This is a genomic window from Paenibacillus sp. FSL W8-0426 (assembly GCF_037969725.1).
Lineage (GTDB): Bacteria > Bacillota > Bacilli > Paenibacillales > Paenibacillaceae > Paenibacillus > Paenibacillus hubeiensis.
Window position 1 is genome coordinate 1,053,106 of the sequence record NZ_CP150203.1, and the last position, 15,518, is coordinate 1,068,623.

Here is a 15,518-nt window from a genome sequence, read left to right on the forward strand (position 1 = left end):
GTGAAGCGTTTTTTTCAGGGATAAAAATCGAGGATGAGGATTTATTTCGTAAGACTGTTTGATGCAGGAGTTCCGTTTTTTGGATTCCTGCATCACGAATTTTAAGGGAAGGTAGGTATGAATAATGACAATCAGTTTGGCAAAAGGACAGAGAATCGATCTTACAAAGACAAATCCGGGTTTGACGAAAGTTGTCGTCGGATTGGGCTGGGATACGAACAAATATAGCGGCGGTGCCGATTTTGACCTTGATGCTTCCGCATTTTTGTTGCATGAGGACGGCAAAGCCAAAGGCGCGGATGATTTCGTATTCTACAACAACCCTACAGGCGGAGCCGGCTCCGTTACCCATACAGGAGACAACCGTACGGGTGAGGGCGAAGGCGATGATGAGCAGATTATCGTTGATTTCAGCAAAGTCCCTGCTCACATCCAGCGGATCGGCATTACGGTAACGATCTATGATTATGAGGGCCGTGGCCAGAATTTCGGTCAAGTTTCGAACGCATTCGTGCGTGTTGTGGATGCCTCGAGCGACCGCGAGGTGCTGCGTTTTGATCTTGGAGAGGATTTCTCCACGGAAACCGCAGTGGTATTCTGCGAATTCTACCGCTCAGGCATCGATTGGAAATTCCAAGCCATTGGCAGCGGGTTTGCCGGCGGTCTCGCGGCGCTCTGCAAAAACTACGGTTTGGATGCGCAGTAAGGAAGAACTGACAGGAAAGGTGATTGACTATGGCTGTAACTGTCGTTAAAGGGCAGAAGGCGGACCTGACCAAGACCAACCCGGGACTTGCGCGAATGACGGTAAGCATCGGCTGGAATTCGTCTTCTTCGCTTGATCTGGATACTTCCGCATTCCTGTTGGGGGCGAACGGCAAAGTATCCGGCGATGCGGATTTCATTTTCTATAATCAGCCGTCCACGGAGTTCATTACGTACAAAGACGCGGCAAACGCTCCTGCCAAGAAACAGTTCGACATCGATCTAAGCCGCATTCCTGCCCGGATCGAGAAGATTGCGTTCAGTTTGACCATCTATGATGCCGATTCGAGAAATCAGAACTTTGGACAGGTACAGAACACCTTTATCCGCTTTTCCAATGCCGCTAATGGGCAGGACGTATTGAACTACGATCTGGACAGCGGTTTTACGGTGGAAACGGCGATCGTGATCGGAGAATTGTACAGGCATAACGGGGAGTGGAAGTTCAACGCGGTCGGTGCGGGATTTGCCGGAGGACTGAATGCGTTGTGCGGAAATTTCGGGGTGGATGTTGATAGCAGTTCTTCCTCCTCGCAACCGGTACCGCCAGCACCGATTCCTCCTGCTCCGCAGCCTCCAACCCCTCCCGCACCGCCGCCTCAGCCCAAGCCGGAATTGAATCTGAGCAAAATTGAGCTGAAGAAAAAGGGAGATTCCATCAATCTGAAGAAAAACGCGGGCGGACTTGGCGAGATTCTGATCAATCTGAACTGGAACCAACAGACAAGCCGCGGGCTGTTTGGACGCAGCAAAGGTGTAGATTTGGATCTCGGCTGCCTGTACGAAATGAAGGATGGGAGCAAAGGGGTTGTTCAGGCCCTGGGAGAATCCTTTGGTTCACTGAATCGCTTCCCGTATATTGCTCTGGATGGCGACGATCGTACCGGATCGGTCAAAACGGGCGAAAATCTTCGCATTAATGGTGCACGCATATCCGAGATTAAACGGATTCTTGTATTTACGTACATTTATGATGGAGTTGCCAACTGGTCCCAGGCCGACGGGGTAGTCACGATATACCAAAAGGACGGTCCGGATATTATCGTTCGGATGAACGAGTATGGCAGTTCTCATGGCATGTGCGGCATAGCCATGTTCAGCAATCAAAATGACGAGACGTTCAGCATTGAGCGGATTGTCGAGTTTTATCCAGGACATCGCGATCTGGACCGGGCACATGGCTGGAACATGCGCTGGACAGCCGGAAGTAAATAACATTTTGAATTAGCGGAGGCCGCCTTTTCATGTTTAGTGATTTTTTTAGAAGCATTAGCGAGAATTACGGGCATTTCTTCTCCTGGACCGAGATCGTAGCTACATTATCCGATCCGGTGAGCTGGGGGATTATCGGTACATTGATCTTGCTTGAAGGATTACTGTCTGCCGATAATGCGCTGGTGCTCGCGGTTATGGTCAAGCACTTGCCGAAAGACCAGCAAAAACGGGCCTTGTTCTACGGTATTCTTGGAGCGTACATTTTCAGGTTCATTGCCATCGGTTTGGGTACCTTCTTAGTGAAGTTTACGCTGATCAAGGTGCTTGGAGCACTATATCTCCTGTATATCGCGTACAAAGGCTTGTTCAAATCGGAAGCGGAAGAACAGCAGGAAGGCAAGCAATATTCCTTCTGGAGAACGGTGCTTATGGTCGAACTGATGGACATTGCATTCAGTATTGATAGTGTCATTGCAGCGTTCGGCGTCAGCGAACAAATCTGGGTTCTCTTCCTTGGAGGCATCATCGGGGTTCTCATGATGCGTGGAGTGGCACAAGTATTCTTGCGCCTGATTGACAAGTTTCCCGAACTGGAGAAGGCGGCATTCATTCTGATTGCCATCATTTCGGTCAAGATGATGCTCAGCGCATTTGGGGTTCACATCCCGAACGTTGCGTTCTTCTCGCTGTTGATCGCAGTGTTTGTTGGAACGATGATTCTCAGTTCGATTCGAAACAAAAAACAAAACAAAAGCCAGGTTTAATAACCTGTTCACACAAAGATCAAAATTTATCAATCCCTCCGTCATCTTGGAGGGATTGGTTTTTATACTCGGACGGAATCGCAAACAGTGCAGATCGCCTCAAGCTACAGAGCAAGGAGAGGATATTTTGAAATACTTCAGTTTTTTGAACCCGGACGAGGAGGCCTCCCTCTTCTATTCTTCACCAGAACCGTTCGATCGTCTGACATCAAAAGACATGCTGGCCTACGCTGTCGGAGCCGCCCTCTATATGCCGGCCACGCGTCCCCATATTGCGGACGATATTTTAAGCGGCAAACACGAAGGGTTAACGACCATTATTATGGATCTGGAAGATGCTGTAGGGGATGGGGAGGTTGAATTGGCGGAGCATCGTCTAGCACAATCCCTTTCCCGAATTCAAGAGGATCTGCATACGGGAAGGTTGCTTCCGGAACGGCTTCCTTTGCTTTTTGTCAGAGTTCGTACACCGGAACAGCTGGAACGTCTTCTTGAAGTGCTTGGAAATCGGGTATCCCTGCTAACGGGCGTAGCTTTGCCGAAATTCGGGGTGGATAATGGCCAAGCTTATCTCCGTCTGATCCGGGAATATAATCGTCAGAAATCTTCTGAATCCCCGGTGTTGTATGCAATGCCCATCATGGAAACGGCCGAAATCATCTACCGTGAGACTCGTTGGGAAACGCTGGTGCATCTTAAACGTATTATTGATGAATATGCGGAATACGTGCTGAATGTCCGGATCGGTGCTACCGATTTTTCTAGCTTGTTCGGTTTACGGCGCAGTCCTGAGATAACGATCTATGATGTGGCGATCATCCGGGATTGCATTGCGGATATCATCAATCTCTACGGACGCACAGACGGTGGATACGTCATATCCGGACCGGTCTGGGAGTATTTTAGCCAACGGGAAAGGATATTCAAACCACAGTTGCGCCAGACTCCGTTTGAAGAAACGTTGGGCAGAACGGGCCGGAGTTTGAGAATGAAATATATCACTAACTCGATGGATGGATTGATGAAGGAAGTGATGTTGGACAAGGAGAACGGCATCGTCGGCAAGACGATCATCCACCCGTCACACATCAAGCTTGTACAGGCTATGTACGTCGTAACGCATGAAGAATATATGGATGCTCAAGAGATCATTGCGCGGAACGACGGTACTTTAGGTGTTTTCAAAAGCATTTACACCAACAAAATGAATGAAATCAAACCACATTTAAGTTGGGCTCGTCGTATTTTAATCCGATCAAAAATATATGGGGTGTTACATGAACAGCAGCACTATGTCGGGCTCTTGCCCAAGCACCAGCACTCATACGTTTCCTATTCTTGATACGTTCAGCGTGACGGTCGAAGCTGCGCACAATCCGCTGCAGATCCCGTTGGAATGCCTGTTTTCCATGGCCGCCCGGATCAACAAAAAGCGCTCTTTTCTGTTTGTGAGCAAGGTACTCGGCAAACATATTCCCGTTAATCCGTACAGTTCGTTGCTGAGCGGAGCGGCACTTGCGGTATTATTATATGAAGATTGCGTGCAGGGAGCGGATGAACGGATATCCGAATGGAAGCGGCAGATATTCAGGGGGATCACGGATGCTGACCATGCGCAGCAAGCTTACCAAGTTTTGCTTGATGCGGGCATGCTTTTGCCGGAAAAGGTTCGTTTCGTCGGGTTTGCGGAAACGGCTACGGCTCTTGGGCACAGCATGTATGAGATGTTCAAGGAGCAGGCGACGTATATCCATTCGACAAGGGAATATTTCCCGGATGTGAAGCCGAATATCCGATTCGAAGAGGAGCATTCCCATGCTACCGCTCATCGCTGTTACGCTCTTGAAAGGGAAGCACTGGAAGGCACAGGGCCTCTTGTTCTGGTGGATGATGAAATCACTACAGGCAATACAACGTTAAATATTATACGGGACATCCAGCGGCAGTATCCGCGTTCCAGGTATTACATTGCATCCCTGCTTGACTGGCGAACCGAGGCAGATGAGCGCCGATTCGCCGAACTGGAAGCCGAGCTGGGAATCGAGATTATTCCTTTGAGTTTGCTTAAAGGCAAGTTCTGGGTACAAGGAGAACCACGTTTAGAACCAATGAAACCGATCCGTCACGACGCTGAACGCACGAATATCAACCACATATCCGTAGCGGACAAGCTGGACTCCGTCATCATGGAATCCGCGGATTCGGAAGGACGCCGCTGCTCCGGCCCCTATGTCAGAATGACGGGAAGGTTCGGGATCCAATCGGCTGATAATGCTAAACTGCGTTCGGATCTTTCCGATATCGCCCAGGTGTTGCGCCAACGGCGAAGAGGAGAACGAACACTGGTCATGGGCACCGGGGAATTCATGTACATTCCAATGAGAGTTGCGGCGGAGATGGGAGAAGGGATTTATTATCAATCGACTACCCGCAGTCCGATTCAAACGATCGACAGACCTGACTATGCTGTTGTTGCCGGAAAGAGCTATGCTTCGCCGGAGGACCCGACCGTGATGAATTATATCTATAATGTAGTGCCAGGGCAGTACGAAGAAATTTTTGTCCTGGTTGAGAGACAGATGCCGAAGGAACGCATGCAGCCGATGATCGATGCATTGTCGGGCCTTGGATGTGAGCACATCCATATGGTGTACTGCGGTATTTCAGAGGAAGGATGAAGCTGGGGCATGAATGTATCCGTTATTGAGCAAGTCATGCAGCGTAAGGTGAACCCGCCTGTACCGATGGGGAGTTATGACCCGTCTGACGTTGTTTTTCTGTTAAAGGACCTAAGTAATGTGAATTTGGAAAAAGAGACCGAGGAACGTGAACATGCCATTCAATCAGGCGTGCATTATTCGGAAATGCTGCCTGTGGAATATCACCCTACGGATGAATATATAGCTTTGTTTCATGAAACGCTTGAACACTCCGCCGCGAAAGTGGCTTTGGCTGCCGCCACGGTAGCCGAGATGATTTTGCGGAAGCAGGGGCCGCCACCGGTTCTGGTATCGCTTGCGCGCGCAGGGACGCCGATCGGCATTTTGATCAAACGCTACATTAAAATGAAAACGAATCGGGATCTTCCCCATTACAGCATTTCGATCATTCGTGGCAAAGGCATCGACGAGAATGCGATTCTTTATATTTTGCAGCAGCATGGAGCAGATGCCAGACTGCAATTCATTGATGGATGGACGGGCAAGGGGGCGATACGCCATGTTCTGATGGACGCTTGCCGTATGCTGGAGGAACGCTACGGAATCAGACTCGATGACGATCTGGCCGTGCTTGCAGATCCGGGACAATGTTCCGCCACCTATGGCACGCGAGAGGACTACCTCATTCCAAGCGCCTGCCTGAATTCGACCGTCTCCGGATTAATGAGCCGGACGGTTCTGCGGGACGACCTGATCGGACCGGAGGATTTCCATGGTGCCAAGTGGTACAAGGAGTGGTCCGAATCCGATTTGTCCCGGCATTTCGTCGATAGAATATCCAGCTGTTTCGCCGAAGTGTCGGATTTGGCGCAGCGGCAGGCAGAAGACGCGCTGCTGCATCCCCCTGCGGTGACTTGGCAAGGCATGAAGGATATCCGTTCCATTCAAGAGGCATTCGGCATTGATGACGTCAATATGGTGAAGCCCGGAATCGGGGAAACCACCAGAGTGCTGCTGCGGCGTGTTCCATGGAAAATCCTCATTGATTCCCCCGATAATCCGAATTTGAAGCACATCATGCTGCTTGCGAAGGATCGTAACGTTCCTGTGGAAGTATTTCCCGGACTAACGTACTCCTGTTGCGGAATCATTCAATCGGTTAAGGGGGGCGGAGAATGATCTATGCCAGCGATTTGGATCAGACGTTGATCTATTCCCGCCGCTCGATGGGAGTGTCGGAAGAAACCCCTGGGCTTGTGCCTGCGGAATGGATTAAGGGGGAACTGTCCGCTTATATGTCTGAGGTTGCCCTGAGGCAGCTTCAGTCGCTTGCAGAAGAGGTTACCTTTGTCCCGGTGACGACCCGGACAGTCGAACAGTATAAGCGGATCGTTATTTTTCAACAAGACCTCTTGCCGTCCTTTGCCATCACCAGCAATGGTGGAAATATTCTGGTCGACGGACTTGTTGATCAAACGTGGCATAAGCGTGTTCGGGCCAGGCTGATGGAAGAGTCCGCAGCGCCCGAAGAAGCGAGACGACTTATTGAACCCATACTGAGTACGGACTGGGTGGCCGGAGAACGATTGTGCGACGGGCTGTTCTACGCATACGTCATTCATCGGAATCGCATGCCGCTGGAGGCAGTCATGGAAAAGATCGAACAGCTTGGGCGCTTGGGCTGGGAAGCTTCCATTCAGGGGCGCAAATTATACCTTGTTCCCTCGGCGGTGAACAAGTGGGATGCCGTGGCTTATGTGCGAGAGCGCGTTGGAGACGGGCCGGTCCTTGCCTCAGGGGATTCTTTGCTGGATCGCTGCCTCCTGGATGCTGCCGACTATGCGATAGCCCCTCGGCATGGCGAGTTATATCGGGAGAAGCAGCGCCATCCTGAACAAATCCCATATCGTTTTACGGAACAAGCCGGCATATTTGCGGCAAACGAGATCGTGGATTATGTACGGACAACACATCAAGCATTGACGGGAGAGGCTGCCTCATGAGCAAAGTGCGCATTTATTTTAATCGCTGGTTCTCGGTTGCATATCACTACATGAATTTGATCCGTAACAACGAGGATGGGATGCCGTTCGAAATTTACGGCACACATTCCGATCCTGGAAATATGGCGCTGCAGGGATGCGATTATGCGGAAGTGGAACCGAAAGTCACTGGAAGGGAATATGTAGATTTCTGTCTGGACTTTTGCCGCCGACACCAAATTGATGTCTTTATCCCTCGCTGGAACATGCTTGATATAAGCAGGCATGTGCACCTGTTCGAAGAGATCGGCACCAAAGTCATCGTTTGCACGGATACAGAGCTTTTGGAGCAGCTTATGGAGAAGGACCGGTTCTACGAGTCCGTCCGGGAGAAAGGAATCATGAGCATTCCCGAGTACTTCACGGCAAGCAATGCCGCTGAGTTTCGGGAAGCGTACGAAGCCCTTTCTGCCCGTGGGCACGAAGTATGCTTCAAGCCCTGCAACGGGGAAGGCGGGGTGGGCTTCCGGGTGATCGATAACAGCAGGGATCGATTGCAGGAGCTGTTCGGCCATGCGCAGAACCGCATTTCTTACCAAGACGCGCTTGATGCGTTCTCCTCGGTGGAATCTTTCCCTAAAACGATGGTGATGGAACGGTTAGAGGGCTACGAGTACAGCATCGACTGCCTTGCGGGCGGGAATGGAGATCTGCTCGCCGCCGTGCCGCGCCGTAAGGCAGGCGGACGTTTGCGATTGCTGGAGGAGCATCCCGAACTGCTGAAAATTGCGCAGGATGTGGCGGAGGCATACCGCATTCCTTACAATTTTAACATCCAGATGAAATACCGCGGAGACGTCCCCAAACTGCTGGAAATCAATCCGCGTATGTCGGGTGGCCTGCATGTATCCTGTCTATCGGGAATCAACTTTCCGTATTTGGCCGTAAAGCTTGCTTTGGGATACGAAGTTGGGCCTTTGCAGCCGAAGTACGGCATTCTTGGCAGCCATGTCGAACAGCCGCTGGTTATTGATCCGGGAAAGGTTGTTGGTACTTAGGGCTGCTTTCCATAGTTTGACACTTTCTGAACGGTTTTTTTATAATATCAGAAAGCTTGCACCTCGAAGAATAGGCATCCTGATATTGCAAGAAAATCTACGACTAAGGGCGGTCTGTCTACTGAGAGGGTGCGTCGCGGTTGGCGTTGCAGGTGCTGTTATAGTCAGGAGGACTAATCATGTTACGGAAAACAAAAATCGGATGGGGAGCGCTAATCGGATATGTCGTCGCTGCGGTCAGCAGTCCTTTTGTTCCCGAATTTGTGTCCTGGGCCATTCCCGCAGTGACCACATTGGTTGCCGGAATGTTACCGTCTGCTGCATCCCGGTCACGGAGTGCTTCCCAAGATGCAGCTCGCCTGAATGATGATCGTCGTGGAAATCGTGCCAACCAAAAGAACTTGCAGGATTGGCAGCCAGGTGGAAGCACGGACAATGGGGAGCTTCAGAGAAGCCCTCAGGGACAAGCGGGTGATGGTCAGCAAACAGCAGCTTCGGTCAGATTCGGGCAGGAGCCCCCAGCTCAAGACCAGGGAGCTGCCGAAATCAGTAAGCTTGATCCCGTGTTTGGTCCCGTCATCGAGTACCTTGAGGTTCTGGAAGACATGGTTATTTCCGAAGGGCAAAAGAATGAACTGGACAACGAAATCGTTGAGAAGTCCTTGGCATTATTCGCGCGTTTGCAGCGTGTCATTCCTGCTCTGAACGAGTTGAATAACGGGGATATTAACCATATGGTGCGGCGATTGATTCTAAAAGACCTGAACGGATTAATCAATCCGTTCTTGCGCCTGAGCGGCGAGGCGAAACGTACGAACCGGCGAACATTGCTGGGCGGTTTGAAGGATGTGGATTCAAAAATATCCGAAATTGTATCAACCATCGAGCATAAAGATCTGATGGAGCTGCAGAACAAGGCAGAGCTGATTCATCAGCGATACAACGGATCGGAGCTATAGGAGGGAACGACATGGCTACGGAATTGCTTCAATTAAAACAGGAAGACGAGCAGCGCATACAACAGGAGGCAGCTCAGCTGATCCAAAAGGTGGCGCAGAGCGATGCACTCCAACTGGACACGCTTATGGATGATATCGGCAAGCTTGGCGTCAAGACGCAGGAAAAGGCAGGGCAGACGCTCAAGCTTCTGGATCGGCCCGTGAACGATCTGATGTCAGGCAACCGAGCTGAAGTGTCCAACATGATCCTGAAACTGCGCGATGAATGCGAGAGCTTGCAGCAGAGCAAAAACGTAAGTTTTGTTGGAAGGCTGCTGCGTAAGAGTCCGCTCAAAAATTACGTCTACCGATACCAATCGGTGCGCAAAAATATCGACAGCATCATCAACGGCCTCCGGGACGGGAAGGATAATCTTGAGGAAAATATCGTAAACATGCGGCAGCTGAAGCGCTCCTCCATGCAGGAGATTTACAATATTCAGACGAAGATTGCCTTCGGCAACCAATTGAAGGCATTGTTCGAGGCCGAGATTGCCAAACCGGAGAACGAAACGCGCAGGCCACATCTCGAACGTGGATTGCGTAAAGTGGTTACCCGCATACAGTCCATGACGGAAATGATCATGCTGTACAACCAGGCTATTGCCGCTACGGACATCATCAATGACAACAACGACAAGCTCATTGATTCGGTCAATAACGCGATCGACAAAACGGCCAACCTGATCACGGTATCCGCGATGATTGCAATGGCGCTCAATGATCAAGAGAAGGTCATTAATGCCGTAGAGGCGACCAACAAAACGATCGAGGATCAATTCAAGGAAAATGCAAGGCTGCTGCGCACGACGACGGAACGGACCAACGATCTGTTGTCCAAGCCGGCCATGTCCATCGAGTCGGTGAACCAGGCCATCGGCGATCTGATGTCTGCACTGGATCTTTCCGAGCAGTCCAATCGCAGAATTATCGAGAGCTGCAACGATTATACGGCGAAAATGACGGCGCTTAACGCTAAAATGAGTGAGAGATTGGCTCTGGAAGGTTCCAGCCAACAAGCCATTCGGAGCGCGGGACAGCCGGACCGCAGTGCCATCCAGTCTTTTTTGGACTAATTCACCATCTATATAAACCGCAAAAAAGATACACACGTTAACGGAGAGGCAGAACCAATCTGGAGAAGCGAAGCGGTCGCATTTATCACCGGATTTCCCCTTAGAAAAAGGGAATTTGAAAAAATCTGGGGATAACAGCGATCGGAAGATGGTACTGGACTCGCAGTGCCCTGTGTGATAGTTTAGTGCGGTTTATATAATAACCAAATAACTAAAATCAAGTTTGAAGAGATGTCTCACCGTGAGGCATCTTTTTTGTATATGTTGGACAGGCAGCGGAAATAATGGCATACATCGAATTTCTTCGCATACATTCTGGTAAGGAAGAAGGATCGCCACTTTTGCGGGAGGGATCATACGATGTTACCTATCATTATTGCCGGTATTCTGCTAGTTCTGATCGTGGTAGCCAGCAGTGAAAAGGCAGAGTCTATTGCAGAGTTGAATGAACGCTAATGAACTATATTTTTCAAGCATGGTTTGATAGAATATAGGTAAACTTTGGGAGTTCATGAAGGAGTCTGCTTAAGATGCTGGAGTTTTCATTCGAGATTATTGACGAGACCAAAATTAACATTCAGTACAGGTACGGCAGCGAGATGTTCAACTTTAATTTGTTTTGGACGCAAGAAGGCTGGACGCTGCATCCGTTCGACGGCATTCTGATCGAAAACCGCGACATGTGCCGGCTGATCGTGTCTGAATTGCTGAAGAACAAGGATTTTCATGTCATGCTGGCCAAGGAAAAAATCATGTTATCCCAATTGCGGACCACGATTAACCTGGATCAACCGGATGTTTATGAAGACCGACTATCCGATCGCAGGTTGGGAGACCGTTATGACGAGGATGACGAACTTATGCGATACATAGAGAATCATACTTTTGATGAAGTGCTGCAGCTTGAACTGGAGCAGATTCGGTCACGAGTGGATTTTTTCCAGCAAATCATTCAGCGCATGTTCATGGAAGGCATTGGACCGGAGGATGCTGACTTTGCCAAGGTACAAGCCTTGATTCGCATTTATAAAGAGACTGGCGAGAAGTTTGAGCGCATGAATGGTTATGATCCGGGTTACGGGGACCATGACCGCAGAAGATGGTAGACATACTATGAATAATGAGGCCTGGGCGGCATGATTGCCCGGGTTTTTCTTTTTGCAAGGAGGCGTTCTTGGCGTCCATTTCAGGGTAATCATGATAGGGGAAGAAGATATTGGCGGTTCATTCGTGCAAAATGCGCTATAATAGCCGTATTGGGTACGTGAAATTTTACATAGATTACAAGAAAGGGAACGAACGGAGCGGCTATTGTAAATTTGACGTGTGCTTGGGCAAAGGAACAAGCCCTCCGGGCTGGAGGTATGGATAATGATCAAGCTGTTGGTTTATCTGAAAAAGTACCGAGTCGCCGCGATTGCAGCCTTGGTGATGATGCTGATTGAGCTGACCGTCGAATTGGCCCAGCCTTATCTGATCTCCAAAATCATTGACCACGGGATCCAGCAGGGAGATCTGTCGGTCGTTTGGCTGTGGGGCGGCGTATTGGTAGGCAGTGCCGTCGTGGCCTTCGCCGCGGGCATTGCGAGTTCGTTTTTTGCATCACATGCGAGCCTCGGGTTTGGTTACGACTTGCGGGAGAGACTATACGGCAAAGTGCAGTCGTTCACGTATTCGGTATTCAACCGTTTTGCGACCTCATCGCTGATCACCCGTCTAACCGGGGATATCACCCAAGTACAGGACACGATATTCATGAGCTTGCGCTTCATGACGAGGGTCCCGCTGGTTGTGATTGGAAGCGTTATTATGGCCGTGGTGGTCAATGCGAAGCTGGGGCTGCTGCTGGTCGTCATGGTTCCGGTGCTGCTGCTCTGCGTGGTGTATATGATCAAAAAAGCAGCGCTGCTGTTCCGCAACGTGCAGCGGAGGCTGGATGCCGTTAACGGCGTCATCCAGGAAAATCTGACAGGCATTCGGCTGATTCGGGTATTCGTGCGAATGGGCCATGAGATCGAGCGCTTTGCCGGATTCAGCGGCAAGCTGATGAAAGGCACGATCTCCGCGCTGCGCCTGACGGAGACAACGATGCCGTTCATGCTGCTGGTCATGAACCTGTGCATCATCGCCGTCCTCTGGTTTGGCCGCCGGGACATCGCCGTGGGCCATGCCAGCGTGGGCGAAGTGGTTGCCGTCATCAACTATTTGCTGCGAACCATCGGCGCGCTGTCGGCATTATCGTGGATTCTCGTCACGTTCTCCAGAGCGAGCGCATCCGCGCAGCGGATCCATGAGGTGCTGGACACGCCCGAAGACGGCATCGATTCGGTGATGGCTGGGCAGCCAGGAGCGACGCCGCATGCAATTTCCAATGCTGTGGGTACCGGGAAGAGAGCTGCCGTTCGGGGCGCAGTCGAATTTCGCGACGTTCAGTTCCATTACCCGAACAGCGACATCACGGTGCTGTCGGACATCAGTTTTACGGCCAAGCAAGGCGAACGGATCGCGATTATGGGGGCCACCGGTTCCGGCAAGTCGACGCTGGTGCAGCTGATTCCAAGGCTGTATGCCCAGGATCGGGGCATCGTTCGCATCGACGGCACGAATGCCGACGAGTATGACGTGACGGCCTTGCGGGGAGCGATCGGATACGTTCCGCAGGAGGTTATTCTTTTTACGGGTTCCGTGAAGGATAATATTGCCTGGGGACGGGAAGACGCTACGCTGGAGGAGATCCAGGAAGCGGCCCGCCGCGCCCAGATCCATGAAACGATCGAGAAGCTGCCGGATGGTTACGATACGATGCTAGGCCAGCGCGGAGTCAATTTGTCCGGCGGGCAGAAACAGCGCTTGTCCATCGCCCGCGCGTTGATTCGCCGTCCAAGCATTCTTATTTTGGACGACAGCACCAGCGCGCTGGATGTGGCCACGGAAGCCAAGCTGCTGGATGCGCTGGAGGAGCTCTCGTGCACCACCTTCATCATTACGCAGAAAATCAGCTCCACCACTTCGGCCGACCTGATCCTGCTGCTCGATGAGGGCAGGCTGATCGGACAAGGCAAACACGAGGACCTGATGGAATCGTCCGAGTTATACCGCCGCATCCATCAATCACAATACGGGGAGGGTACGCCGCATGTTCAAAGCATTCATTGAACCTTTCCGCCAGCCGCCGCCCCCGGTTGACCCGAACGTTTTCCGGGAAGGCGGAGGCCGCAAGCCCAAAGCGAGGGCGAAGAACTGGTCAGGCACGTTAAGCCGGGTCTGGGCATATCTGGCGCGGCGCAAAGTCAAGCTGGGCATGGTGCTTCTCATGGTATTGGCCAGTTCGGCCCTTGCTTTGCTTGGTCCCTACATGGTCGGCATGGCCGTGGACCGTTATATCTCCGGTGACGCGGGGGAAGGCGGCTGGACGTTGTTCCTGCTGGCATTGGCAGCAGTCTATCTGCTTTTCTCGCTGACGTCCTGGCTGCAAAACATCTGGATGATCGAGGTCGCCCAGGAAACCGTGTACCGCATGCGTTACGACTTGTTCTCCCACTTGCACAAGCTGCCGATCCCGTTCTTCGGCAAGCGCCAGCAAGGCGAGATTATGAGCCGGGTGACGAACGATATTGAAAATGTGAGCGGTACGCTGAGCAGCTCGGCTATCCAAATTTTCTCCAGCGTGCTTACGCTGCTCGGGACCTTCGGGGTGATGGTCTGGCTGAGTCCGCTGCTCACCCTGTTGACGTTTACGGTGGTGCCGCTGATGGCCCTCGGCATGCGCTGGATTACACGCAGAACCGGGCCGCTGTTCAAGGAGCGCCAGCGCAATTTGGGTGAATTGAACGGATATATTGAAGAAACGTTATCGGGGCAACGGATCATTAAGGCATTTTCCCAAGAGGAACGGGTTATTCGCGGCTTCGAGGAACGCAACATGCGAATCCGCATCTCGGCGTTCTGGGCACAGACGATATCCGGTTTCATTCCAAAGCTGATGAACGGTTTGAACAATCTGAGCTTTGCCATCGTGGCCGGGATCGGCGGCATTTTGGCTATCCAGGGTTCGGTGACGGTCGGCGTCATTATCATCTTCGTGGAATATGCCCGCCAGTTTACGCGTCCGCTGAACGATCTCGCCAACCAGTGGAACACGCTGCTGTCGGCGATTGCTGGCGCAGAGCGCGTGTTTGAGGTATTGGACGAAGACGAGGAAGCGAAGGATGAAGGCGCGGCGGTATCCTTGGAGCAGGTGCAGGGTGCGGTCCGCTTCGAGCACGTTTCCTTTGGATATGACGAGGGGCGCAGCATTCTGCACGACATCAGCTTTGAGGCAAAACCCGGCGAAATGATCGCGCTTGTCGGACCGACCGGCGCAGGCAAAACGACGTTGATTCAGCTGCTGTCCCGCTTCTATGACCCGACAGGTGGCCTGCTTACCGTCGATGGCCGCGACATTACGACCATTCGGCGCGAAAACCTGCGCTCGCATATGGCGTTTGTGCTGCAGGATTCGTTCCTGTTTCAAGGCACGATTCGCGAGAACATCCGGTTTGGCCGTCTGGATGCCACCGATGAGGAAGTCGAGGCGGCTTCCCGTCTGGCCAATGCCCACTCCTTTATCGTGCGCATGAAGGACGGCTACGATAAAGTGCTGCAGGACGGAGGCAGCGGCATCAGCCAGGGCCAGAAGCAGCTGCTTGCCATTGCGCGTGCGATTCTGGCCGATCCTTCCATGCTTGTGCTGGATGAAGCGACGAGCAGTATCGATACCGTGACGGAGATCAAAATCCAGGAGGGATTGCAGCGGCTGATGCAGGGACGGACCAGTTTCGTTATTGCCCACAGGCTGAATACGATCCGGCAGGCTGACCGGATTTTGGTGCTGAAGGACGGGCGGCTGCTGGAACAAGGATCGCATGAGCAGCTGCTTGCACAAGGCGGGTTCTATAGCGAGTTGTATTACAGCCAGTTGCGGAAAAAGGCATTGCAATAAGGAGAATGCGAAAAAGAGC

Annotated in this window: 13 protein-coding genes; all 13 read left to right on the forward strand. The window is 51.7% G+C overall.

What is annotated here, in order from left to right; all coding sequences use genetic code 11:
- The first annotated feature begins 124 nt into the window (after window positions 1–124).
- The 13 genes from MKY59_RS04800 to MKY59_RS04860 all read left to right on the forward strand — a co-directional run bounded on the left by MKY59_RS04800 (window position 125) and on the right by MKY59_RS04860 (window position 15,499).
- A complete protein-coding gene (locus MKY59_RS04800) occupies window positions 125–706 on the forward strand; it encodes a TerD family protein (protein WP_236420962.1) in 582 nt (193 codons plus the stop codon).
- 29 nt (window positions 707–735) lie between these two features.
- Window positions 736–1,980, forward strand: a complete 1,245-nt coding sequence (locus MKY59_RS04805; RefSeq protein ID WP_236420961.1) for a TerD family protein — start codon at window positions 736–738, stop codon at window positions 1,978–1,980.
- A 29-nt stretch (window positions 1,981–2,009) separates the two neighbouring features.
- Window positions 2,010–2,744 carry a TerC family protein gene (locus tag MKY59_RS04810; RefSeq protein ID WP_236420960.1) on the forward strand — a complete coding sequence of 245 codons (735 nt, stop codon included), beginning with the start codon at window positions 2,010–2,012 and terminating at the stop codon, window positions 2,742–2,744.
- A 217-nt stretch (window positions 2,745–2,961) separates the two neighbouring features.
- Window positions 2,962–4,086: an HpcH/HpaI aldolase/citrate lyase family protein gene (locus MKY59_RS04815; protein WP_339278324.1), complete on the forward strand. Its 1,125-nt coding sequence runs from the start codon at window positions 2,962–2,964 to the stop codon at window positions 4,084–4,086.
- Complete coding sequence (locus MKY59_RS04820; RefSeq protein WP_339276297.1) at window positions 4,022–5,422, forward strand: phosphoribosyltransferase family protein; 1,401 nt, start codon at window positions 4,022–4,024, stop codon at window positions 5,420–5,422. The genes MKY59_RS04815 and MKY59_RS04820 overlap by 65 nt, the downstream gene beginning before the upstream one ends.
- Window positions 5,423–5,431: 9 nt before the next feature.
- Window positions 5,432–6,583: a cysteine protease StiP family protein gene (locus tag MKY59_RS04825; protein WP_339276298.1), complete on the forward strand. Its 1,152-nt coding sequence runs from the start codon at window positions 5,432–5,434 to the stop codon at window positions 6,581–6,583.
- The gene (locus MKY59_RS04830; protein WP_339276299.1) at window positions 6,580–7,407 is read left to right on the forward strand and encodes an HAD family hydrolase; all 828 of its coding nucleotides are present in this window, start codon (window positions 6,580–6,582) and stop codon (window positions 7,405–7,407) included. Before MKY59_RS04825 ends, MKY59_RS04830 begins: the two co-directional genes overlap by 4 nt.
- Complete coding sequence (locus MKY59_RS04835; RefSeq protein WP_339276300.1) at window positions 7,404–8,444, forward strand: ATP-grasp domain-containing protein; 1,041 nt, start codon at window positions 7,404–7,406, stop codon at window positions 8,442–8,444. Before MKY59_RS04830 ends, MKY59_RS04835 begins: the two co-directional genes overlap by 4 nt.
- 179 nt (window positions 8,445–8,623) lie before the next feature.
- Complete coding sequence (locus tag MKY59_RS04840) at window positions 8,624–9,403, forward strand: hypothetical protein (RefSeq protein WP_339276301.1); 780 nt, start codon at window positions 8,624–8,626, stop codon at window positions 9,401–9,403.
- An 11-nt stretch (window positions 9,404–9,414) separates the two neighbouring features.
- On the forward strand, window positions 9,415–10,518 hold the full coding sequence (locus MKY59_RS04845; protein WP_236420954.1) for a toxic anion resistance protein: 1,104 nt from the start codon (window positions 9,415–9,417) through the stop codon (window positions 10,516–10,518).
- A gap of 530 nt (window positions 10,519–11,048) precedes the next feature.
- Entirely contained in the window at window positions 11,049–11,624 is a 576-nt protein-coding gene (locus MKY59_RS04850; RefSeq protein ID WP_236420953.1) for a hypothetical protein, read from the forward strand.
- A gap of 265 nt (window positions 11,625–11,889) precedes the next feature.
- Window positions 11,890–13,674: an ABC transporter ATP-binding protein gene (locus MKY59_RS04855; RefSeq protein WP_339276304.1), complete on the forward strand. Its 1,785-nt coding sequence runs from the start codon at window positions 11,890–11,892 to the stop codon at window positions 13,672–13,674.
- Window positions 13,655–15,499 (forward strand): ABC transporter ATP-binding protein, encoded by a 1,845-nt coding sequence (locus tag MKY59_RS04860; RefSeq protein WP_339276306.1) that lies wholly within the window; start codon window positions 13,655–13,657, stop codon window positions 15,497–15,499. The genes MKY59_RS04855 and MKY59_RS04860 overlap by 20 nt, the downstream gene beginning before the upstream one ends.
- Window positions 15,500–15,518 lie beyond the last annotated feature (19 nt).